This window comes from Nonomuraea terrae, assembly GCF_004348995.1.
GTDB classification, from domain to species: Bacteria; Actinomycetota; Actinomycetes; order Streptosporangiales; family Streptosporangiaceae; genus Nonomuraea; species Nonomuraea terrae.
The window spans coordinates 1-21742 of sequence record NZ_SMKQ01000160.1 but is presented as its reverse complement, the minus strand read 5'-3'; the positions used below and the strand labels follow the sequence as shown (position 1 = coordinate 21742).

Genomic DNA, 21742 nt, shown 5'->3' with positions numbered 1-21742 from the left:
CCGAGGCGGCCGTCTCGGGGTCGAGCGAGGCCACGGGTTCGTCGGCGAGCACCAGCTCGGGCCGCTGCAGCAGCGCCCGCGCGATGGCCACGCGCTGCTGCTGCCCGCCGGACAGGCTCCCGGCCCGTACACCCGGCCTGACCAGCACACCCAGCCCGGCCCGTACACGCAGCCCGGCCAGCACACCCAGCCGGGCCCGTACACGCAGCCAGGGCCTTTCACGCAGGAGGCCCCGCCGCGGCAACAGCCGCGGCAGGGCCCCTATCCCCCGCCGGAGCCGCCGCAGGCGACTCCGGGCGGGTTCGCACCGCCTCGCTGACGCGAAGGGGTCAGTGACGGCCTCGGCCGTACGACTCCTGCGTCTGCACGTTCAGGTGGTCCATACGGACGCCCTTGGCGCCGTCCGTCAGCGGGTCCTTGATCTGGACGATGTCGAACCCTTCGTTGAAGTCGGCCGCGTAGATGTAGCCGTTGTAGTAGTACGCCGACCAGATGCCGCCGCCGGAGCCGTCCGAGCGCGGGCCGCGCTCGAAGTAGCCGATCTCCCGCGGGTTGGCGGAGTCGGTGAAGTCCCAGACCGACAGGCCGCCCATGTACCAGGCCTGGACCATGATGTCCTTGCCCTTGACCGGGATCAGCGAGCCGTTGTGGGCGACACAGTTCTCGGTGTCGGCCTGGTAGCGCGGGATCTTGAAGTAGCTCTTGAAGACGAACTCGCCGTCCACGATGTCGTAGATGGCGTCCGCGCCGCGGTTGGGCCCGACGGTCGCGTTACAGGTCGCCGCGCCGCCGCCGCCGAGCTCGTCGGTGAAGACGACCTTGGTGGCGTCGTTGTTGAACGTGGCGGAGTGCCAGAACGCGAAGTTCGGATCCGTGGTCCGCGCCGTGATCACGGGGTTCATCCGGTCGGAGATGTCGAACAGCACGCCGTCACCCATGCACGCGCCCGCCGCGATGTCCTTCTCGGCGTAGACGGTGATGTCGTGGCAACCGCTGGTCGGCAGGAGCAGGCCGGGCTGCGTCTCGTTGCCGCCGTCGGGGAAGACCACCGGAGTCGCGGCGACCGAAGCGGAGGCCGGGTCCTTGAGCGGCACCTTGATGATCGAGATCTTGTCGTGCGGCGGCCGGCAGTCGGGGAAGGTCGCGCTCGGCAGGTACGACGACACGTAGACGTAGACGTTCCTGTCACGGTCACGGCCCTTGCCCGGCACCAGGGTCAGGGTGTGGGAACCGCAGTCTGTCTCGACCGACTTGATGTACCTCGGGTTGGCCTTGTCGGAGATGTCGAAGATGCGGACGCCCTCCCAGGACCTCTCCTCGGTGGCGGGCAGGCCGGTGCTGTTGCAGGAGTCGTCGCTGCGGGGACTGTCCACGGCGCCGAACAGCAGGTTGCCGTAGACGCTGACGTCCATCTGGGAGCCCGGGCAGACGACGGAGCTGACGGCCTTGGCCTTCTTCGGGTTCCTGATGTCGTAGATCGAGAAGCCGCCGTAGTTGCCGACGTAGGCGTAGTCGCCCTGGAAGGCGATGTCGGTGTTGATGGTGCCGGCGATGGGGGCGGGCTTGGGGATGTTCAGGACGTGGCTCACGTTGGGGCTGGTGACCACGGTGTCGGCGGGCGGGATGTCGGCGGCCAGCGCGGGAGCGCCCGCCAGGGCTAACGCTGCCGCGGCGGCCGCCGCGACAGCGATGGCACGACGTGTGAGGGACACTCGGGGAGCCTCCTTGATCGCGTTTGTCCGGGGGGACTGTGCACCGGAAATGGCGGCGAGGGCCAGGTCAGGCCCTCACCGCCGGCACGGTCAGCGGCCGTGCTCGGGGTACGAGCCCTGCGTCTGCGTGTTGAGGATGTCCATCTTCACGCTGTTCGCCTGGTTCGTACGCGGGTCGTTGATCTTCAGCACGTCGAGGCCCAGGTTGAAGTCGGAGCCGTAGATGTAGCCGTTGTAGTAGTACGCCGACCAGAAGCCGCCGTCCAGCGGGGGCGCGGTGTTGTCCGGGCCGCGCTCGAAGAAGGCGATCTCCTGCGGGTTGGCCGAGTCGGTGAAGTCGACGACCGAGATGCCACCCTGGTACCACGCCTGGACCATGATGTCGCGGCCCTTGACCGGGATCAGGGAGCCGTTGTGAGCGACGCAGTTCTCGCTGTCGGCCTGGTGACGGGCGATCTTGAAGTAGCTCTTGAACACCATCTGCCCGTCGACGATGTCGTAGTAGGCGTTGGCGCCCTTGTCCGGCCCGATGGCCTCGTTGCAGGTGGCCCGGGTGCCGCCGCCGAGCTCGTCGGTGAAGATCACCTTCGTGCCGTCGTTGTTGAACGTGGCGGAGTGCCAGAAGGCGAAGTTCACCTCGTCACGGACGGTCGCGGTGACCTTCGGCTGCTCCGGGTCGCGGATGTCCATGAGGATGCCCTCACCCATGCAGGCGCCCGCCGCGATGCCCTTCTCCGGGTAGGAGGTGATGTCGTGGCAGCCCGTCGTCGCCGACTTGCCGACCGGATACGACCCCGGCACACCCGGGAACCCGCCGTCGGGGAACAGGTTCGGCGTGGCGATGACGGAGGCAGCCGTCGGGTCGGCCAGCGGCACCTTGATGATCGAGATCAGGTCGTGCGGCGGCTGGCAGTCGGGGAAGTTCGCCGACGGCGTGTAGGAGGAGACGTAGATGTAGACGTTCTCGCCACTGCTGTCGGGCACCAGCGTGTGGGTGTGCGAGCCGCAGTTCGTCTCGACCGACTTGATGTACCTCGGGTTGGCCTTGTCGGAGACGTCGAAGATGCGGACGCCCTCCCACGAGTTCTCGTTGGAGGCCGGCTGCGAGGTGGCGCTGCACGAGTCGTTGTTCAGCGAGGCGTCGACGGACCCGAACAGCAGGTTGCCGTAGACGCTCATGTCCATCTGCCCGCCGGGGCAGACGACCGAGCTGACCACGGACGTCTTCTTCGGGTTCTTGATGTCGTAGATCGAGAACCCGGAGTAGTTGCCCACATAGGCGTAGTCGCCCTGGAAGGCCATGTCCGTGTTGATGTCGGTCAACGCCCCGGGCTTGGGAACGTTCGTGACATGGCTGATGTTGGGGCTCATGACGATCTCGCCAGGAGCCGGGATGTCAGCCGCCTGCGCGGCCGGCACGGTAGCGCCGGCGAAGGCGACGAGGGCCGCGACGAGAACGGCGGCCCTTCGGGGGGTGAACACTCGGAACCTCCGATAAAGGGGGCATAAACCTACGCAATCCTTACCTCCTTCGCGTTCGCAGGCCAGCGTCCAACGTGTCAATTTTTGTTCCGATTCGACCCCTTTCAATTGCGGCGTTCTTCACCTAAAGTTCCCATTCCCACCGAGTCAGCAGGGAGGTTGAGTGCGCGCCGCGCTCATCGTCATCGTGGGCACGGTCGTTGCCCTCTCCGGTTGCAGCTCCAGCGCGACGCCGCAGACGCCCCGGGCCGACTCGACCGCGCCCGTCATCGCCCCCGGACGCCCGGGCGAACAGGCCAGGACGCTGTCGCCGAACGAAGCCGCGACCGCGGTGCCGACACAGACCGCCAACGCGGCCGACATCACGTACGTCCAGGACATGATCGTCCACCACCGGCAGGCCCTCGACATGGCGCTGCTCGCCCCCAACCGGGCGGAGTCGGCCAAGCTGAAGAGCCTGGCCGACCGGATCCAGGCCGCCCAGGGCCCGGAGATCCAGTTCATGACGACCTGGCTGCGCGAGCAGGGTCAGCAGGCGCCCGAACACCACGCCGCGCACGAGGGCATGCCGGGAATGGCCACGCCCGAGCAGCTGGAGGCGCTCAAGGCGGCCAAGGGCAAGGACTTCGACCGGATGTTCCTGGAGCTGATGATCAACCACCACCTCGGCGCGATCAAGATGTCCGAGCAGGTCCTGATGAGCGGCACGCACATCCGGGTCGAGGAGCTCGCCGGCGACGTCAACGTCACCCAGACGGCCGAGATCCGCCGCATGCAGGAGATGCAGGCCGAGCTCTGACCGGCCGCGCCTACATCGGCACGCCGTGCGCCGAGTCCAGCTCGGCCTGGAGCCGGGCCGCGTCCTGGGCGGACGGCAGCCCGTACATGCGCCGGTATTCGCGGCTGAACTACGAGGGGCTGTTCGTACCCCACGCCGTATCCGACCGTCGCCACGTCGTGCGGCGCCGAGATCAGCGTGATCCGCGCCTCCTGGAGCCGGAGCTGTTTTCTGACACCGCAGCGGGCTCATAGCCGTGACCGCCAGGAAGTGCCGGTTGAGCGACGAGATGCTCACCCCGAGGTGGTCGGCCAGGACCTTCATGCGGATCACCCGGTTGTAGCGCGGCCGAATCCGTCTGATGGCGGGCGACGAGGCTCACGCGGCTGTCGGCCGAGCCGATCTGCCGGACCATGTCGCCCTGCGGCCCGTTCGAGCGCCATCCCGAACGCCTGGAACGGCTCGCCGGGCGAGGCACGGATGACCTGCGAGGTCAGCGGCAGGTCGACGCTGACGTACTGGCCCGCGTGGTAGTCGGGGGAGCGCTCGCCCGGGACGGAACGCTTCGCGCCCTGGGCGACGAAGGCCACCGCTGATCGGGGCCCTGCGCGATCCTCGCGGCTCCTCGCTGGTGACTCCGTGCCAGCCCAGGTCCGGATCGTCTGGAACGACGGGCCGCGCTGCGCTTGCTGGCCGGCGTGATCCTGGGCGACGGCCGGCGCCTCGGTCACCAGGAGCTGATGGACACCGAACGAGCCACGTATCCTGGGCGGTTCTAGGAGCCCACTCTCCAGGAGTGCAGGTAGGCCTCCTGGTCGGCGGTGAGGGTGTCGATGCCGATGCCGGCGGCCTCCAGCTTGAGCCGGGCCACCTCATGGTCGATCTCCTCCGGCACGTCGTACACGCCGGGCGCGAGGCCCGCCCGCTCCCCCGCCAGCCAGGCCACGGCGAGCGCCTGCGCGGAGAACGACATGTCCATGACGGCCGCCGGATGCCCCTCGGCGGCGGTCAGGTTGACCAGGCGGCCCTCGGCCAGCAGCAGCAGGCGGCGGCCGTCGGGCATGACGTACTCGTCGGTGTTGGGCCGCACGCCCCGGTGCACCTCGTGGGTCAGCTCGTCCAGCGCCCGCACGTCGATCTCGACGTCGAAGTGGCCGGCGTTGGCCAGGATCGCGCCGTCCTTCATGACGGCCAGGTGCTCGGCCCTGATCACGTCGCGGTTGCCCGTCACGGTGATGAACAGGTCGCCGATCATGGCGGCCTGGGCCATCGGGCGCACCTCGTAGCCCTGCAGGGTGGCGTCGAGCGCCTTGACGGCGTCGATCTCGGTGACGATCACCCGGGCGCCGAACCCCTTGGCCCGCTCGGCCACCCCGCGCCCGCAGAACCCGAACCCGGCCACGACCACCGTCCGACCGGCCAGCAGGGTGTTGGTGGCCCGCATGATGCCGTCGAGCGTCGACTGCCCGGTGCCGTACCGGTTGTCGAACATGCGCTTGGTCCGAGTGTCGTTCACCGCCACGACGGGGAACCGCAGGGCGCCCTCCGCCGCCATCTGCCGCAGCCGGATGATGCCGGTGGTCGTCTCCTCGCACCCGCCGCCGACGCCTTCCAGCAGGTCGGTACGTTCGGTGTGCAGGATGTTCACCAGGTCACAGCCGTCGTCCAGCACCAGGTCGGGCCCGACATCGAGCGCCTGGTGGATGTGGCGGTAGTAGGTGGCCCGGTCGACCCCCGCGCGGGCGTGCACCGCGATGCCGTAGCCGCGCAGCGCCTCGGCCACGTCGTCCTGCGTCGACAGGGGATTCGACGCGGCCAGCGCGATCTCGGCCCCGCCCGCCTTCAGCGCCCCCATGAGCACGGCCGTCTCGGCGGTGACGTGCAGGCAGGCCGCGATGCGCAGCCCGTCGAGCGGCCGTTCGAGCGCGAACCGCTCGCTGATCGCCGTCAGCACCGGCATCGAACGCGCGGCCCAGGAGATCTGCCGCTCACCGCTGTCACTCAGATCCATGGGGTGCCTTAACCGAAGAACGCGGCCAAGAACCCGCTCCGTCACGGCGCCCGGCCCGTGAGCCTTCACGACCGGCCAGGACCGACGGCAAGGGGTTACGGCGCGTGCGGGTGACTTGGCCTGCCGTAAAGGATGGACAGGGGAAAGCCCCGTGAGACGGGAACCCCCGGGAACGGAGAGCCTCCCTGCCGTCAAGGGAAAGCTCCGGAAGGAGAAGCACCCCTCCCGGAGCTCTTCGATCGATCAGTACCGGTACTGGTCGGACTTGTACGGGCCCTCGACGTGGACGCCGATGTAGGCGGCCTGCTCCTTGGTCAGCTCGGTGAGCTTGACGCCGAGAGCGTCGAGGTGGAGCCGGGCGACCTTCTCGTCGAGGTGCTTCGGCAGCGTGTAGACGCCGAGCGGGTACTCGGAGGTCTTGGTGAACAGCTCGATCTGCGCGATCACCTGGTTGGTGAACGAGTTGGACATCACGAAGCTGGGGTGACCGGTGGCGCAGCCCAGGTTCATCAGGCGGCCCTCGGCGAGCACCAGGATCGAGTGGCCGTCGGCGAAGACCCACTCGTCGACCTGCGGCTTGATGTTGCGCCGCTCGATGCCCGGCAGCTTGGCGAGGCCGGCCATGTCGATCTCGTTGTCGAAGTGGCCGATGTTGGAGACGATCGCCTGGTGCTTCATCTTCGCCATGTGCCCGGCGGTGATGATGTTGAAGTTGCCGGTGGCGGTGACGAAGATGTCGGCGATGCCGACGACCTCGTCGAGCGTGGTCACCTGGAAGCCGTCCATGGCCGCCTGGAGCGCGCAGATCGGGTCGATCTCGGTCACGATGACCCGGGCGCCCTGGCCGCGCAGCGCGTCGGCGCAGCCCTTGCCGACGTCGCCGTAGCCGCAGACCACGGCCACCTTGCCGCCGATCAGGACGTCGGTGGCACGGTTGAGGCCGTCGATGACGGAGTGGCGGCAGCCGTACTTGTTGTCGAACTTCGACTTGGTGACCGAGTCGTTGACGTTGATCGCCGGGAAGAGCAGCTGGCCGTTCCTGTGCATCTCGTAGAGGCGGTGCACGCCGGTGGTCGTCTCCTCGGTGACGCCCTTGATGCTCTCGGCGATCTTGGTCCACTTCTTGTCGGCGCCGACCGTGCGGGTGAGCAGGTCGATGATGACGTGCCACTCCTCCGGGTCGTCGGCGGTGGCGGGCGGCACGGCACCGGCCTTCTCGTACTCGGCGCCCTTGTGGACCAGCAGCGTGGCGTCGCCGCCGTCGTCGAGGATCATGTTGGGCGCGTCGCCGTTCGGCCAGGTGAGGGCCTGCTCGGTGCACCACCAGTATTCCTCGAGCGTCTCGCCCTTCCACGCGAACACCGGCACGCCCTTCGGGTCGTCGGGCGTCCCGTCGGGGCCGACGACGACCGCGGCGGCGGCGTGGTCCTGCGTGGAGAAGATGTTGCAGCTCACCCAGCGGACCTCGGCTCCGAGCGCCACCAGCGTCTCGATGAGCACGGCGGTCTGGATGGTCATGTGGAGCGAGCCCATGATCTTCGCGCCGCGGAGGGGCTGAGAGGCCGCGTATTCCTTGCGGACCGCCATGAGGCCGGGCATCTCGTGCTCGGCGAGCCGGATCTCCTTGCGGCCGAAGTCGGCAAGTGAAAGGTCTGCGACCTTGAAGTCCATCGGGTTTCCCCTCGCGTCACTGATGTTGTCTGCGACGAGTGTAGGCGCCGCTCCCGCGGAGTCGCATCTCAAGCAGGCCGAAACTGACGTAAGAATGTAAGAATGCGCATCACGGAAGCGGCGAAACGGCTCGGCATGTCCCCGCGGATGCTCCGATACCGGGAAGCCCTGGGTTTGCTGCCGCCGGTCAGGGAGCAGGGGGCGCACCGGCGCTTCGGCCCCGACGAGCTGGCGGCCGTGGCCCAGGGCGTGGAGCTGGAGAAGCGGTTCGACGTGTCGCCGGCCGAGCTGGCGTTCGCGCTGCGGGTGCTGACCGAGCCGGCGGTGGCGGCGGCCGTACGCGACCTCGGGGTGCGGATCGGCCGCATCCAGGTGCCCCGCAGGGCCCTGGACTTCGAGAAGGAGAAGGCCCTGCGCCTCCTGCGCCCCTCGGACGGCCCCCGCCGCCCCGCCTAGGACGCCGGAGTGCGCGACCTGTCGAGGTCGGGCTCCAGGTAGATCACCCGCGCGATCGGCACGGCCTCACGGATGCGCCGCTCGGCCTCGTCGATGCCGCGCGCCACTTCGGCGGCGGTCTCGTCGTGGGCGACCGCGATCTTGGCGCCCACGAGCAGCTCCTCCGGCCCGAGGTGCAGCGTGCGCATGTGGATGATCCGCTCGACCTCGGGCGCGTTCGCCAGCGCCCCGCGGATCTGCTCCTCCACGTCGGGCGAGGCGCCCTCGCCGACGAGCAGCGACTTGGTCTCGATGGCCAGCACGATCGCGATCACGGCCAGCAGCACGCCGATCATCAGGGTGCCGATGCCGTCCCAGACGCCGTCGCCGGTGACCACCGCCATCGTGACGCCGAACAGCGCGAAGATCAGGCCGAGCAGCGCGCCCAGGTCCTCCAGCAGGATGACCGGCAGCTCGGGCGACTTGGAGCGGCGGATGAAGGCCCACCACGACTGCTGCCCCCGGACGGCGTTCGACTCCCTGATCGCCGTACGGAACGAGAACGCCTCGGCGATGATCGCGAAGATCAGCACGCTGAACGCCCAGATCGGCGCCTCCACCGGGTGGGGGTCGGAGAGCTTGTGCACGCCCTCGTAGATGGAGAACGCCGCACCGATCGTGAAGAGCACCACCGCCACCACGAAGGCGTAGAAGTAGCGCTCGCGCCCGTAGCCGAACGGGTGCTCCCGGGTGCTCGCCCGGGCCGCCCGCTTGCCGCCGACCAGCAGCAGGATCTGGTTGCCCGAGTCGGCGACCGAGTGGATGCCCTCCGCCAGCATCGAGGAGGACCCGGTGAAGAACGCCGCCACGAACTTGGCCACCGCAATGGCCAGGTTCGCGGTCAGGGCCGCAATGATTGCCTTGGTACCGCCGCTCGCGCTCACCGATCTACTCCACTCAACATGATCACGATAAAGGCCTGATAAGCGATACTATGGGGAAGTTCGGGCCTGCATCTCCGTGATCGCTGACACAGCCGTCGGGTCTGTCCCATATCCCAGCGCGAGATACGTACTCGCGTAGTCGCCCAGCATGATGAGCGAGGCCATCCGCTCCAGCGGGTGCTCGCCCTCGGCCGCGAGCTCGGTGACCGGGATGTCGCGATCGCCCGCCAGCCTCAGCGCCGCCTTGCGCTGCCGCGTGACCTGCGGGTGCTCCTCGACGTCGCGCATGACGACCAGCCTGAGCGTACGCCCGGCGGCGTCGGCGAAGATGTCGCGCTCGGCCAGCGGCCCGTCGAAGGCCGCGACCTGGTGGTGCGCGGCCTCGGGCAGCTCACCGTGGACGGCGGGGTATTTGGCGTTCGCGGCGAGCTGACACACCAGCCGGTAGGCCGCGACCGACGTCGGCGCCGACGCCCCCCACACCATCGGCACGCTCTCGGCGAGGTCCATCGCCAGCGACTTGCCCGGGTTGATGAACGAGTCGCTGGACGGACGGCAGCGGTTCGCCAGGTCCTCCAGCGACTTGGCCACCCGCTCGAACAGGCCGGCGTCGGCCGACACCAGCCGCAGCGCCGCCGCCGCCTCGATCACCGGCACGGCCAGCAGCCACAGGCCGGCCCGCGACTGCCCGGTCACCGGCACCGGCACGTAGACGGCCGACGCCTGCGTGGCGATCGCCTGCAGCGGGGAGCCGGCCGGGCCCACGCCGAGCAGCGTGCAGCCCCTGCGGACGGCCTGCGTGGCGACGGCCAGCGTCTCCTCGGTGCGGCCGGAGCCGGAGACGGCGACCACCAGGTCGGTGGCGCCCACCCAGCCGGGCAGCTGGTAGGAGCGCAAGGTCACGATCGGCAGCGGCGCGCCGTTGCCGGCGACCGCGGCGAGCATGTCGCCGACGATGCCCGAGGCGCCCATGCCCGCCACCACGATGGCGCGCGGGCGGCCATGGCCGGCCAGCCGGTCGAGGCCGGCCTCGACGGCGGCGCGGTGGCCGGTGCGTACGTGGGCCGCCGAGGCGGCGACCGCGGGCAGCATGCCCTCCGGGTCGGCCTCGCTGAGATGACGCTGGTCGTCGAGCCTCTCCGGCTCCCAGGTCACGGCTTCCTGGCCTCGTCGACGAGCAGGACGGGGATGTCGTCTCGGACCGGGTAGACCAGGCCGCAGCCCGTGCAGGCCAGCTCGTCGGCCTCGGCCTCGGCGCGCAGCGGGGCCTTGCAGGCCGGGCAGGCCAGGATCTCCAGCAGCCAGTCGTCGATCTTCACTCTGACACCTTTCCCACGATCGTGAGGACCTCGTCCCTGATCGCCGTCATCTTGGCTTCGTCGGCCGCCTCGGCGTTGAGCCTGAGCAGCGGCTCGGTGTTGGACGGCCGCAGGTTGAACCACCAGCCGGGCCCGGTCACGGTGAGCCCGTCCGTCTCGTCGAACTCCCCGCGCCCGGCGAACGCCTCGCGCACCCGGCGCAGCGCCTCGCCCTGGTCGGACACCGTGCTGTTGACCTCGCCCGAGGCGTGGTAACGGGAGTAGGCCGACACGACCTGTGACAGCGGCCGATCCTGCTCGCCCAGCGCGGCCAGCACGTGCATCGCGGCCAGCATGCCGGAGTCGGCGAACCAGAAGTCCCTGAAGTAGTAGTGGGCCGAGTGCTCGCCCCCGAAAACCGCGCCCGTGCGCGCCATCTCGGCCTTGATGAACGAATGCCCCACCCGGGTGCGCACGGGGACGCCGCCGTGCTCGCGGACGATCTCGGGCACCCCGAGCGAGGTGATCAGATTGTGGATGATCGTCGCGCCGGGGTATTTGGCCAGCTCGCGCGCCGCGACCAGGGCCGTGATCACCGACGGCGAGACCGACGCGCCGCGCTCGTCGATCACCCAGCACCGGTCGGCGTCGCCGTCGAAGGCGAGACCCAGGTCGGCGCCGCTGTCGAGGACGGCGCGCTGCAGGTCGACGAGGTTCTGCGGCTCCAGCGGGTTGGCCTCGTGGTGGGGGAAGCTGCCGTCGAGCTCGAAGTAGAGCGGCACCAGCTCGATCGGCAGCCCCTCGAACACGGCCGGCACGGTGTGGCCGCCCATGCCGTTGCCCGCGTCGACGACGACCTTCAGCGGCCGGCCGCCGCTCAGGTCGACCAGTGTGCGCAGGTGGTGGGCGTAGCCGCTGAGCAGGTCTTTCTCGATCAGGGAGCCGCTGGGCGTGGCGGTCGCGCCGACCAGCTCGGCCGCGCGGTCGCGGATCTCGGTCAGGCCCGTGTCGCCGCCGATCGGCACCGCGCCGGCCCGGCACATCTTCATGCCGTTGTAGCGCGCCGGGTTGTGGCTGGCGGTGAACATGACGCCGGGCAGCCCGAGGCTGCCGCTGGCGTAGTAGAGCAGGTCGGTCGAGCCCAGACCGGCGTGCACGACGTCGGCGCGGCGCGAGCGGGCGCCGCGGATGAACGCGGCGGCCAGCGGCGGAGACGACTCGCGCATGTCGTGTGCGACCACGACCGACCGGGCGCCGGTCACCTCGACGAAGGCCGCCCCCACGGCCTCGGCGGTCGGCTCGTCGAGCTCGTCGGGCACAACGCCGCGAACGTCGTACGCTTTGAAGATCTTGGCGAGGTCGCCCACTCTCCAGCTCCGCCCTTAGGTCGTTCTCCTCCGTGTAAAACGAGCCTACCGGTCGCGGTGCTGCTGGGCCGACCTCAGAACGCGCAGGTGCCCGCGGCGGCCGACCTCGACCCCCTGACCGACCGGCTCCCCGCTGCCGGACGTCGTGGGACGCGCGGCCTCCCTGACCGCGTTGGCCAGTGCCTCGAGATCGTCGGAGCTGGGCGAAGCGCCGTCGGTCGGCAGGCGGACCACCTCCCAGCCGCGGGGGGCGGTCAGTCGCTCGGCGTGTTCGGCGCACAGGTCATAACAGTGTGGCTCCGCGTACGTCGCCAGGGGGCCGAGAACAGCGGTCGAGTCGGCGTATACGTACGTGAGCGTGAAGACGGCAGGCTGGCTGCAAGCGGTGCGGGAACAACGGCGGACGGGGCTCACGGAGGGACCGTATCCGGTAAGAGTGCGAGGCGCCACTATCTGAGCGCTCTTAACGAGCGTGTCGCCACAATTCGGACACCTGTCGCAGCCTTTCCACCCACATGCCCCGAAGTCACCGGGCCTCGTGCCGGCCGTCCCACCCCGGGCTTGCCCATATCACCACCTGCCCAATCACCCGAACCCCACCGATCTTGCCCCAGAACCGCGGCTCCGCTCCCGGTGACGCAGGAGGCGGGCCCGTACACTTGCTGGCGTGACAAACAAGCGCGGTCCCCGACGGCGCGATCGGCATGGTCGCGGCCTGCGCGGCCCGCTCGCTCCCTCCCACGTCCCGGTGGCCAAGTCGCGCAGCGAACGTTTCGACGACCTGGTGCTCGACGCCGTCGACCGGCTCCGGCCGCGGTGGGAGAGACAGCTGTCGGTGGTGGAGTTCGCGGTGGAGGAGGTGCCGCCGCTGAGCGAGCTGGGCGACGGGCCACAGCTGAGCTCCGACCCGATCCCGTTCGGCCGCGCCGACGCCGCCACCGGCCAGTCGCCGGCGTCGGTGGTGGTCTACCGCCGCCCGCTGGAGGCCAGGGCCCGCGACCGCGAGACGCTGGGCGCCCTCGTCCACGACACGGTGGTGGAGCAGGTCGCCACCCTGCTCGGCCTCTCCCCGGAGACCGTCGACCCGGGTTACGACGACCGCCGCTGAGGCAGCGCCGGATTCCACGCCGCGACGCCCCGCCGACGGCAACGCGCTGGAGGCCGTCGGGTGACGCGTCAGGGCGCGACGACCCTGGGGGTGTCGGTGAGGGGCGGCAGCAGGGTCCACGAACGCGCCGGCGCGAGCGGCTGGACGGTGAGCAGGACGGCGTTCCCCGCGCGTTCCTCCACCACGCGGGCGCCGTAGACCTCGCCGGCCACGGGAGTGACGGACACCGCGAAGTCGCCCTTCGCCGCCAGCTTGACGTTCTTGGTGCGCCCGGCGGGGATGTCCACCTCGAACGGCTCCGCCGCCTCGCCCCCCGCCGGCAGCACCTGCACCCGCACCTTGCCCGGCTTGCCGAGCGCCGTCAGCACGAGCCGGGAGCCGGCGCCGTTGCGGGCCACCGCGCTGCCCAGCTCCAGGGACGGGGTGCCGGCCGTGAAGGCGACGTCCCCCGGCCGGCCCGTGCTGGTGACGACCAAGCCGGCCACGACGGGCGTCGGCGACGAGAGCACCAGCGCGGCGGACGAGCCGGCCAGCGTGGTGGTGACGTCGAGGGCGACGACGCTGCCCGCCGGCACGGACACCGTCTCGCGGCCGCGCATCGCGTACTCGGCGTCCTCGCTGACGGCCGTGAGCCGCACGAGGGCGTCCGTCTCGCCGGGCGCCGCCACCAGCAGTCTGCGCTGACCGCCGCCCCCGGGGATGCCGGGGACGACCACGCGGGTGGCCGGGGGCCCGGCCGACGGGAGCCAGTCCACTCCCCCGGTCTCCATCGTGGTCCTGGCGAAGGCGGCGACGCGGCCGAAGATCGTGGTGACGCTGACGGCCATGATGTCGGCCGACGGTGCCAGCGTCCGCAGGTCGATCTCGCGGTGCTGGCCGGGGGCGATCTCCAGGCCGACGCCCTTGTCGCCCGAGACCGGGCCCTCGGCCGCGTACACCTGCACGTCCGCCAGCGCCGGCGCCTTGTCGGCGTTGACCAGGTGCAGGCGCACGTCGGCGTGCACCGGTCCCGGGCCCACGAGCCAGGTCTCGGCGGCCGGCTCCGTGCAGCGGATCCCGGCCAGGCCGCGGGACTCCCCTGCCGTGGCGCGGACGAGGTAACCGGCCTCCAGGCCGCCGGGGCCCTTGGTGACGTACGGGTCGCCGTTCTCCAGGGTCTCGGCGTTCAGGGTGCCGGGCAGGTAGACGTTGACCTGCTGGCCCTTCGCCCCTGGGCAGACCGCGGTGACCGACTCGACGGCGACCCGCTTCGGGGTCTGCGCGGGCGGGGACGGCGGCGTGGGGCGGGTGACGAGCGCGACGCCGTACAGGGCGAGCAGGGACACCACGACCAGCACGAGCAGGCCGAACCTGTGCTCCACGAACCTGCTCATCGCGCCACCGCCACGGCCGGCTCGGTGCCCTCGGTCTGGCGCCGGCCCGGCGAGGCCAGGATCACGATCACGATCACGAGCGCGCCCTGCACCCACAACCACGGCGTGTGCAGCACGCTCGCCGGCTGGGCGGGCACGCGGGTGACCGGTTCGGTCAGCAGCCACAGGCCGCCCGCGTCCGACAGGCTGAGGCGCTGCAACGACGGCTGCGAGTCGAGCGTCCTGGCCAGGGCCGGTGAGAGGGGCGGAGCGACGGCGACCATCGCGATGCCGTTGCTCGCCAGCGTGGCCGCGTCGCCGCCGCGCCCGCCGACCAGGCCCTGCACCGCCGCCTCCACCCGGGAGCGGGCCTCGGAGGCGACGGGCAGCTCCGCTTCGCCGATCACCGGTGTACGCCCGTGCAGGATCGTGAAGGACGAGCCCTCGATCACGAGAGTGCGTTCTCCGTTCGTGGTCCTGGCCGCTGCCAGGGCGGGCAGCACGTCGGGGGCGTCGCCGACGAGCGGCCCCCGCACGCCGGTGGCCATCCAGTGGCCGGCGGCCAGCAGCGGCGTGCTGAACGCCACCGCCACCACCGCCGTCGCCCCCACCCGGCGCAGGCCGCCCCCGGCGCGGATCTCGCTCAGCCGGTGGGCGGTCAGGCCCACGAGGACCACCAGCCCCGCGCCCGCGAACGCCAGCGGCACTCCCGGCCAGACCCGCACGCCGTCGACGGCGACGCGGCTGACCAGGATGGCCGCGCCGACGCCGTAGAGCGCGACGCCCCAGCCGATGGCGACGATCACACGCTGGCGGCGCATGAGCAGCGCGGCCAGCGCCGCCGCCACCAGCCCGGCCGTCACCCAGAACGGCGGCAGGCCGGGCCCTCCGGGGCTGAGCGCCAGCAGCGATTCGGGGCCGAGTGACGGGTCCACCAGGGCCGGGTCGTGCAGGCCGGCCTCCAGGAGGAACCTGCCCGGGTCCGTGACCAGGCTCGCCAGCCAGGGCATGAGCAGCACGAGCGGCACGGCGAGCGCGATGCCCATCGACGCCGCCACCCCGTCACTGACGTCCGCGCCGCTCTGGGCGTTGCCGCCGGTGCGGGCATCCCCATTGCTGCGGGAATGACCACCGTTCTGCGGGTCATCCGCGTTCCGGACGTCGGTGCCTTTCCTGCCACGACGCCCGCTGCGGCCGGCGCGGCCGCGGCCGGTTTCCCGCTCCTGGGCTCCGTTCGCCGCGGCCTCATGTCCGGATGCCCGCCGTCTGCCGGCGCGGCGGCCGCGGGGTCCCTGCCCCGCATCAGCTCGCTCAGCGGGGGCGTCCGCCCCCGGGCCAAGCGCCACGGCACTGACCACATCCCGACCGGCCGGTCCCTCGCCGAGAGCGACCGCACCCCTGCCGGCCGCTCCTGGTCCGAAGAAACCGGCAGCCCCCTGGCCGGAGGCGACCCCGGCGGTGACCCCGGCGGTGACCCCGGCGGTGACCTGGACGGCCGCTCCTGGGCTGAAGAGACCGGCGGCGGTCTGGTCGGCGGTTCCCGGGTCGCCTGCGCCGGCGGCGCCTTGACCCTTGCCGAAGAGGTCCTGGCCGAGCTCCCCGGCCATCTCCTGCCCGGACGCGACGGCGCGCCGGGAGCGGACGTGGTGGACGCCGACCGCGCCCAGGATGCCGACGATCGCGAAGAGCGGGTAGACCAGCGGCACGAACGCCGTACCGACGGTCAGAAGGAGACCGAGACCCCAGGCGGCGCGGCGGGCGCGGCGGGGTTCGGCGCGCAGCATGGTGGTGAGGAGCCAGGCGTAGACCGGGATCAGCACGAACGCCACCGCCGTCCCCAGCCGTCCCGCCGCGATGGCGCCCGTCGCGACGGGCAGCAGCGCGTACGTCCCCGCCGCCCACGCCCGCGCCGGCACCGCCGGGATGACGTGCCGGGTGGCCAGGTACGCCGTGGCCCCCGCCAGCGGCACCGAGCCGAGCAGCAGCACCGACACCGCCACCCACGTCTTGCCGAACGCCAGCGTGGACAGGGCGGCCAGCACGGCCACGTACGGCGGCGCGGGAGCGGTCGAGCCGAGCCCGACGTCGTGGAAGCCCTCGGTGTAGAACGCCCACAGGTCGGACGCGCCTCCGGTCACCGGGACGAGCGCGCCTCCGCCGAGCCGTTCCCCGGCGAGCAGCGACCGTTCGGCCACCAGCGCGACCACGGTGAGCGCGAACATGAGGATGACGCCGGGCCGCCCGGCGAAGCGCTTGACCGACCCGGTGTCCGGCGGCGGGGCGATCTCCTGCTCGTCACCCGTGGCCGCGTGGTGGTGCCGGCCGGCCGAGTCGAGCGGGGCCTCCCCGGCGAGGAAGCTCTGCACCATGTCGGTGAGCCGCCGGTACGCCGCCCACCGAGGGGTCATCAACCGCTTTATGCGGATATATCCCTTCTTGCGGCCATGACGGCGGGCCTTCCGCGCCCGTCTCAGCCGCCCCGGGTGCGCCAGGACCGACCCCATGGCCACCACCTCGTCCAGCGCGTTCGCCGGCTGCTTGCTCACGATGAACAGCAGCGTGCGCACGGCCGCGCCGACGACGTTCCGCAGCAGCGCCCAGAGCAGCGCGCCGAACGGCAGGTTCGCCATGATCGCGAAAAGCGCGTTGCGCCGGTCGAGGCGGCGCGGGTGGTCGCCGCTGACCGCGATGCGCCGCCGCCTGCGGGCCGCCGCCTCGACGTGCCAGGCCACGGCGGAGGTCACGTTCAGGACCTTGTGACCGGCGTTGCGCACCCGCCAGCACAGGTCGAGGTCGTCGCGGAACAGCGCGAAGTACGGGTCGAGGCCGCCGACCTTCTCCCACACGTCGCGCCGGACGAGCATGCCGGCCGTCGACACCGACAGCACGTCGCGCACCCCGTCGTGCTGCCCCTGGTCGAACTCGCCCGGCTCCAGCCCGGTGTCCCTGCGCCCGGTGCGGCCCACGGTCACGCCGATCTCCAGCAGCCGCCGTCGGTCGATCCAGTCGCGCAGCTTGGGCCCGAGCACGGCCGCCTTGGGATCGTGCTCGGCCGCGGCGAGCAGCGCCTCCAGCGCATGCCGATCGGGCGCGCAGTCGTCGTGGAGCAGCCAGATCCACTCGTCCGGGCCGGCGGTCGGCAGCTTCGCGAGCGCCGCGGCGACGGATTCGCCGAAGCCGGAGGAACGGTGCAGGGAGACCAGGTTGCCGGTGCCGAGCGTCTGGGCCAGCAGGTCGGCCGAGGCGTCCCTGCTGCCGTTGTCGACGCCGGCCACGCGGTCCGGCCTGCGGCTCTGGCTGACCAGAGCGCGCAGCGTCTCCCCGAGCCAGCGCGCGCCGTCATGGGCGACGACGATCGCGGTGACGAAGGGACGTGACATCGGTGGGCGACTCCTGAGGGGGAAGATCAGGCGCGCCCACCATACCGGTGAAAGTGTGTCAGGAGATGCGAAAAGGGTCACACGGCTACCCGCGTGACCCTTTCCCCCCTTATACCTATACGGCCTGGCGCTTGATCCGTCTGCGCTCCCGCTCGGACAGCCCACCCCAGATGCCGAAGCGCTCGTCGTGCTCGAGTGCGTATTCCAGGCACTCCGCACGAACCTCGCACGATCGGCACACCTTCTTGGCCTCTCGGGTGGAGCCGCCCTTCTCCGGGAAGAACGCCTCCGGATCAGTCTGCGCGCACAACGCGCGCTCCTGCCAGCCGAGTTCTTCAGCGTCAAGCTGTTCCTGTGCGATGACCGGATCGGTCACTGCACACCTCCCTGCCGCCCGCCCGCAATGGAGCCCCCCATGGACGCCTTCCTTATTACCCACCCACTGGAAGGCGTAACAACATGGTTGTAATTACACGCGTGTGCTGTACGCGGCGTCAAGCGGCATGCAGGTATCCGGGGAAAGACCAGATCTCGCCCCGGTGTGCTCGGCATGTGATGTTCTCACCGGCCGACACCTCTCGCGCATGGCATCGGCCTGGCTTGTGCAACGCTGTCAGCGGTCGGAACCGTACCAGGGCGGGATAGACGCCCGCCCGTGGCCCACCTTCTCTCTAACCGTTCATTGCCGGTCCGTTACCTGCGTGGCTCGTTGGGTGTGTATATGGCGGTTGGGTCGATGGGGTCGTCACCGGGGCGGCGGTGGTCACCGTCGAACGCCGCCGGATCGATTCGCATCGTCGACTCGCCCTGAGCTTCCGGCCAGCCCGGCTGGGCCTGGTGGGCGGGCTGGTACTGGCCCTGCTGGGGCTCGTACCCGCCGCCGTGCTGCGGTGGCTGCTGCTGCGGGTGGCCCAGCGGGTCGTCGTACGGCCGGCCCGTCTGACCCGAGTAGTCGGGCACGTGGAGCTCCGGCTGGGTGCCCCCGGCGTTCGAGTGCTGGTACGACTCCGCCTGCTGGTAGGCGTCGAGCAGCTGCTGCGAGCGCGGGTCGACCGGCGGGTCGGGCTCCTGGTACCCGGCCGAGGCGGCGTACTCCTGGCCCGAGTAGCCGGTGAACGGCTGGCTGCCCTGCTGGTCGAAGGCGTTCTGCCCGTACTGCTGCTGGCCGTACTGCTGCTGCCCGTAGGAGGGCTGCTCGGCCGACGGGTACGGCATGCTCGGGGCCGTCTCGCCCCCCGGGTACGCCGGCTCGCCGGGCGCGGCGAAGGCGTTGGGCAGGGTCTCGCCCGGGGGCGCGTACGCGCCGGCCTGGTCGGCGGGCGGGGCGTACGGGTTCTGACCGTAGGCGTCCGGCTGGCTGTCGGCCGGGACGTACGGCGCGGGGGTGTACTCGCCGACGAGCGAACCCGGCGTCGAAGGGGCGGTGTCGGCGGGGGCGTAGGACTGCTGGCCGAAGTAGCCCTGGTCCTGCTGCTCCGGCTGGCGCTGGTCCGAGGGGGCGGCGGGCAGCGCGCCCCGGATCGGCTGGTACGGCGCCGGCTGCGGAGGCTGGGGGCTCTGGGGCTCGGGCTGCTGCGGGGCGTAGGCGGCCTGGTCGGGCTGACCGCCGAAGCTCGGCGGCTGCTGAACGTAGCCCTGCTGACCGTAACCCTGCTGCCCGTAGCCCTGCTGACCGTAACCGGGCTGCTGACCCGACGGCGGCTGCTGCCCGTAACCGGGCTGCTGGGCGGACGGGGGCTGCTGCCCGTAGCCCTGGCCCGACGCGGGCTGCTGGCCGTAGCCCGGCTCCTGGCCCGAGGGAGGCTGCTGGCCGTAGCCAGGCTGCCCGTAACCCGGCTGCTGACCCGACGGAGGCTGCTGACCGTAGCCCGGCTCCTGGCCCGAGGGAGGCTGCTGGCCGTAGCCAGGCTGCCCGTAGCCGGGCTCCTGGCCCGAGGGAGGCTGCTGGCCGTAACCAGGCTGCCCGTAACCCGGCTCCTGGCCCGACGGGGGCTGCTGGCCGTAGTCGACGCCCGGAGCGGAGGGCTGGTTCGGCATGGACTGCTGGCCGTAGGCGCCGGGGGGCTGCTCCCGCTGGCCGTGCGCGGCGGGCTGCTCCTGGGAGCCGCCGTAGCCGGGCTGCTGACCGTAACCCTGCTGGGCCTGCTCCCCGTACGGCTGCTGCTGCCCGCCGAAGAAGCCGGGCTGCTGGCCGAACTGGCCTTGGTAGACCTGCGCGGCCGGCCGCTCGGGCATGACCTGCGGGAGCAGGTAGACCAGGGCGACGGCGGTGAGCGCGAGCGTGGGCAGGCCGAGGAAGAAGTGCTCGATCGTGGCCCGGGCCCCGGCTCCTGCGGCCAGGCCGGCCAGGAGCGCGATCAGGCCGAAGACCGTGGCGATCGCCAGCCCGGCCGCCGCGCCGTACGCGAGCGGCTTGGCCTTGGACGACGGCCGGCCGACCTTGGTGGCCAGCAGCACCGCGCCCAGCAACAGCGCCGTCACGACCGGGCTCGTCAGGCTCGAGAAGTACGTCATCGAGCGTTCCGCGAAGGACGACGAGCCTGCGAACGGCGACGAGCCGGACGAGCCGATGACGATGTGTCCGACCGCCAGCACCACGTTCATCAACCCGGTGACGAGCATGATCCAGGCAGCCGGCTCCTTCAGCCGGGCGACGTCAAGTTTGTTCACAAGAACCCCCATCGGACCCTTTGGTCCGAAGGGAGTTTGCCACAACACTGACTCGCCCGGCGGAAGTCCCAGAAACCTCGCGAGCACCAAATCGCTACATACTGGGACTTCTTCGCCGACAAATGCGGCGAAAACCACTCCCAGATCTGGGGTGTCAGCGCCCGGTGAAAGACTGGGCCGCATGCACATCGTGTCACTCGCCGGCGGTATCGGCGGCGCCCGGTTCCTTCGCGGCCTGCGCGCCACCGCGCCGGACTCCTCCATCACCGTCATCGGCAACACGGGTGACGACATCACCCTGTTCGGCCTGCGGATCTGCCCCGACCTCGACACCGTGATGTACACCCTGGGCCAGGGCATCGACGAGCAGCAGGGCTGGGGCCGGGCCAAGGAGACCCACGTGGTCAAGGAGGAGCTGGCCGCGTACGGCGTCGAGCCGCAGTGGTTCGGGCTCGGCGACCGCGACCTCGCCACTCACATCGTGCGCTCGCAGATGCTGGAGGCCGGCTTCCCGCTCTCGCAGATCACGCAGGCGCTGTGCACCCGCTGGCAGCCCGGCGTGCAGCTGCTGCCGATGACCGACGACCGCTGCGAGACCCACGTCGTGATCGAGGACGAGCACGGCCGGCGGGCCGTCCACTTCCAGGAGTGGTGGATCCGGCTGCGTGCCTCCGTCCCAGCGCGGTCGTTCGCGCTGGTGGGGGTCGACACCGCCAAGCCCGCGCCCGGCGTGCTGGAGGCGATCGAGCGGGCCGACGTGGTGATCCTGCCGCCGTCCAACCCGGTGGTGAGCATCGGTACGATCCTGCAGATCCCCGGCATCCGTGAGGCCCTGTTGCCCAAGACCGTGGTGGGCGTCTCCCCCATCATCGGCGGCGCGCCCGTGCGCGGCATGGCCGACGCGTGCCTCACCGCCATCGGCGTGCAGACCACCGCGCAGGCCGTCCTGGAGCTGTACGGCTCGGAGCTGATCGACGGCTGGCTGGTCGCCGAGGAGGACTCCGCCGTCGCGCTCGACGGCGTCCGGGTGGTGGCGCGCCCGATCCTCATGCACGACGCCGAGGCCGCCGCCGACATCGCCCGCACCGCCCTCGACCTCGCCCTGGAGCTCGCCCGATGACCGCAGAAGACAACCGCCCGACCCCCGCGGGAGCAGATGCGACGACCACGCCGGCAGCCGCCCGGGTCGAGGTGATCGCGGTGACCGGCATCGGCGAGGTGCGGCCCGGCGACGACGTGGCGGCGCTGCTGAGCCACGCCGGCCTGCGCGACGGCGACATCGTCGTCGTCACTTCCAAGATCGTCAGCAAGGCCGAGGGCCGGGTGCGCCACGCGCCCGACCGCACCCTCGCCATCGAGGAGGAGACCGAGCGCGTGGTCGCCAGGCGCGGCGACACCGTCATCTCCCAGACCCGCCACGGCTTCGTCATGGCCGCCGCCGGGGTCGACGCCTCCAACACCGCGCCCGGCACCGTTCTCCTCCTGCCCGAAGACCCCGACGCCTCGGCGCGGCGGATCAGGGCGGGGCTGGGCG

Annotated in this window: 20 protein-coding genes; 5 read left to right on the top strand and 15 right to left on the bottom strand. The window is 71.2% G+C overall.

Features of this window, described 5'->3' with window-relative positions:
• The 3 genes from E1286_RS52230 to E1286_RS34590 all read right to left on the bottom strand — a co-directional run.
• On the bottom strand, positions 1 to 244 hold a 244-nt coding region (locus E1286_RS52230), incomplete at its 3' end, for an ATP-binding cassette domain-containing protein (RefSeq protein WP_425464782.1).
• An 85-nt stretch (positions 245 to 329) separates the two neighbouring features.
• Positions 330 to 1712, bottom strand: a complete 1383-nt coding sequence (locus tag E1286_RS34595) for an LVIVD repeat-containing protein (protein ID WP_132619337.1) — start codon at positions 1710 to 1712, stop codon at positions 330 to 332.
• Positions 1713 to 1802: 90 nt separating this feature from the next.
• Complete coding sequence (locus E1286_RS34590) at positions 1803 to 3194, bottom strand: LVIVD repeat-containing protein (RefSeq protein WP_132619335.1); 1392 nt, start codon at positions 3192 to 3194, stop codon at positions 1803 to 1805.
• A 163-nt stretch (positions 3195 to 3357) separates the two neighbouring features.
• Between E1286_RS34590 and E1286_RS34585 the strand changes: the two genes are divergently transcribed.
• The gene (locus E1286_RS34585) at positions 3358 to 3993 is read left to right on the top strand and encodes a DUF305 domain-containing protein (protein WP_132619333.1); all 636 of its coding nucleotides are present in this window, start codon (positions 3358 to 3360) and stop codon (positions 3991 to 3993) included.
• 308 nt (positions 3994 to 4301) lie between these two features.
• Here the strand turns inward: E1286_RS34585 and E1286_RS52225 are convergent, their stop codons facing one another.
• The 3 genes from E1286_RS52225 to ahcY form a co-directional block, all read right to left on the bottom strand.
• The gene (locus E1286_RS52225; RefSeq protein WP_425464783.1) at positions 4302 to 4562 is read right to left on the bottom strand and encodes an AraC family transcriptional regulator; all 261 of its coding nucleotides are present in this window, start codon (positions 4560 to 4562) and stop codon (positions 4302 to 4304) included.
• A gap of 185 nt (positions 4563 to 4747) precedes the next feature.
• Complete coding sequence (locus tag E1286_RS34575; RefSeq protein WP_132619331.1) at positions 4748 to 5983, bottom strand: adenosylhomocysteinase; 1236 nt, start codon at positions 5981 to 5983, stop codon at positions 4748 to 4750.
• A gap of 243 nt (positions 5984 to 6226) precedes the next feature.
• Positions 6227 to 7654: an adenosylhomocysteinase gene (ahcY, locus tag E1286_RS34570; protein ID WP_132619329.1), complete on the bottom strand. Its 1428-nt coding sequence runs from the start codon at positions 7652 to 7654 to the stop codon at positions 6227 to 6229.
• Positions 7655 to 7756: 102 nt separating this feature from the next.
• Between ahcY and E1286_RS34565 the strand changes: the two genes are divergently transcribed.
• Positions 7757 to 8110, top strand: a complete 354-nt coding sequence (locus tag E1286_RS34565; protein ID WP_132619327.1) for a MerR family transcriptional regulator — start codon at positions 7757 to 7759, stop codon at positions 8108 to 8110.
• Here the strand turns inward: E1286_RS34565 and E1286_RS34560 are convergent.
• Genes E1286_RS34560 through E1286_RS34540 form a run of 5 tightly spaced genes read right to left on the bottom strand, consistent with a single transcriptional unit; the run spans position 8107 to position 12112 of the window.
• The gene (locus E1286_RS34560; protein WP_132619325.1) at positions 8107 to 9033 is read right to left on the bottom strand and encodes a cation diffusion facilitator family transporter; all 927 of its coding nucleotides are present in this window, start codon (positions 9031 to 9033) and stop codon (positions 8107 to 8109) included. The two genes, E1286_RS34565 and E1286_RS34560, sit on opposite strands and share 4 nt — an antisense overlap.
• Before the next feature lie 48 nt (positions 9034 to 9081).
• Positions 9082 to 10188: an SIS domain-containing protein gene (locus tag E1286_RS34555; RefSeq protein WP_132619323.1), complete on the bottom strand. Its 1107-nt coding sequence runs from the start codon at positions 10186 to 10188 to the stop codon at positions 9082 to 9084.
• Positions 10185 to 10352, bottom strand: coding sequence for a Trm112 family protein (locus E1286_RS34550; RefSeq protein WP_111181895.1), 168 nt, complete (start codon positions 10350 to 10352; stop codon positions 10185 to 10187). The genes E1286_RS34555 and E1286_RS34550 overlap by 4 nt, the downstream gene beginning before the upstream one ends.
• Positions 10349 to 11698 (bottom strand): phosphomannomutase/phosphoglucomutase, encoded by a 1350-nt coding sequence (locus tag E1286_RS34545; protein ID WP_132619321.1) that lies wholly within the window; start codon positions 11696 to 11698, stop codon positions 10349 to 10351. The genes E1286_RS34550 and E1286_RS34545 overlap by 4 nt, the downstream gene beginning before the upstream one ends.
• A 45-nt stretch (positions 11699 to 11743) precedes the next feature.
• The gene (locus tag E1286_RS34540) at positions 11744 to 12112 is read right to left on the bottom strand and encodes a DUF3499 domain-containing protein (protein WP_090763568.1); all 369 of its coding nucleotides are present in this window, start codon (positions 12110 to 12112) and stop codon (positions 11744 to 11746) included.
• A gap of 253 nt (positions 12113 to 12365) precedes the next feature.
• Here E1286_RS34540 and E1286_RS34535 point away from each other — a divergent pair, with 253 nt between their 5' ends.
• Positions 12366 to 12806, top strand: a complete 441-nt coding sequence (locus tag E1286_RS34535; protein WP_132619319.1) for a metallopeptidase family protein — start codon at positions 12366 to 12368, stop codon at positions 12804 to 12806.
• A 68-nt stretch (positions 12807 to 12874) separates the two neighbouring features.
• Here the strand turns inward: E1286_RS34535 and E1286_RS34530 are convergent, their stop codons facing one another.
• From E1286_RS34530 to E1286_RS51510, 4 genes are all read right to left on the bottom strand, one after another.
• Positions 12875 to 14179, bottom strand: coding sequence for a DUF5719 family protein (locus tag E1286_RS34530; RefSeq protein ID WP_132619317.1), 1305 nt, complete (start codon positions 14177 to 14179; stop codon positions 12875 to 12877).
• Complete coding sequence (locus tag E1286_RS50760) at positions 14176 to 17538, bottom strand: glycosyltransferase family 2 protein (RefSeq protein ID WP_246075453.1); 3363 nt, start codon at positions 17536 to 17538, stop codon at positions 14176 to 14178. Before E1286_RS50760 ends, E1286_RS34530 begins: the two co-directional genes overlap by 4 nt.
• A gap of 115 nt (positions 17539 to 17653) precedes the next feature.
• The gene (locus E1286_RS34520) at positions 17654 to 17914 is read right to left on the bottom strand and encodes a WhiB family transcriptional regulator (RefSeq protein ID WP_176903063.1); all 261 of its coding nucleotides are present in this window, start codon (positions 17912 to 17914) and stop codon (positions 17654 to 17656) included.
• Between the two features lie 317 nt (positions 17915 to 18231).
• Positions 18232 to 20208, bottom strand: coding sequence for a hypothetical protein (locus E1286_RS51510; RefSeq protein WP_223190703.1), 1977 nt, complete (start codon positions 20206 to 20208; stop codon positions 18232 to 18234).
• A 181-nt stretch (positions 20209 to 20389) separates the two neighbouring features.
• Here E1286_RS51510 and cofD point away from each other — a divergent pair, with 181 nt between their 5' ends.
• A complete protein-coding gene (gene cofD, locus E1286_RS34505) occupies positions 20390 to 21328 on the top strand; it encodes a 2-phospho-L-lactate transferase (RefSeq protein WP_132619315.1) in 939 nt (312 codons plus the stop codon).
• Positions 21325 to 21742: coenzyme F420-0:L-glutamate ligase (locus E1286_RS34500; RefSeq protein WP_187368260.1), on the top strand; the 418-nt coding region annotated here is incomplete at its 3' end. The genes cofD and E1286_RS34500, both read left to right, overlap by 4 nt.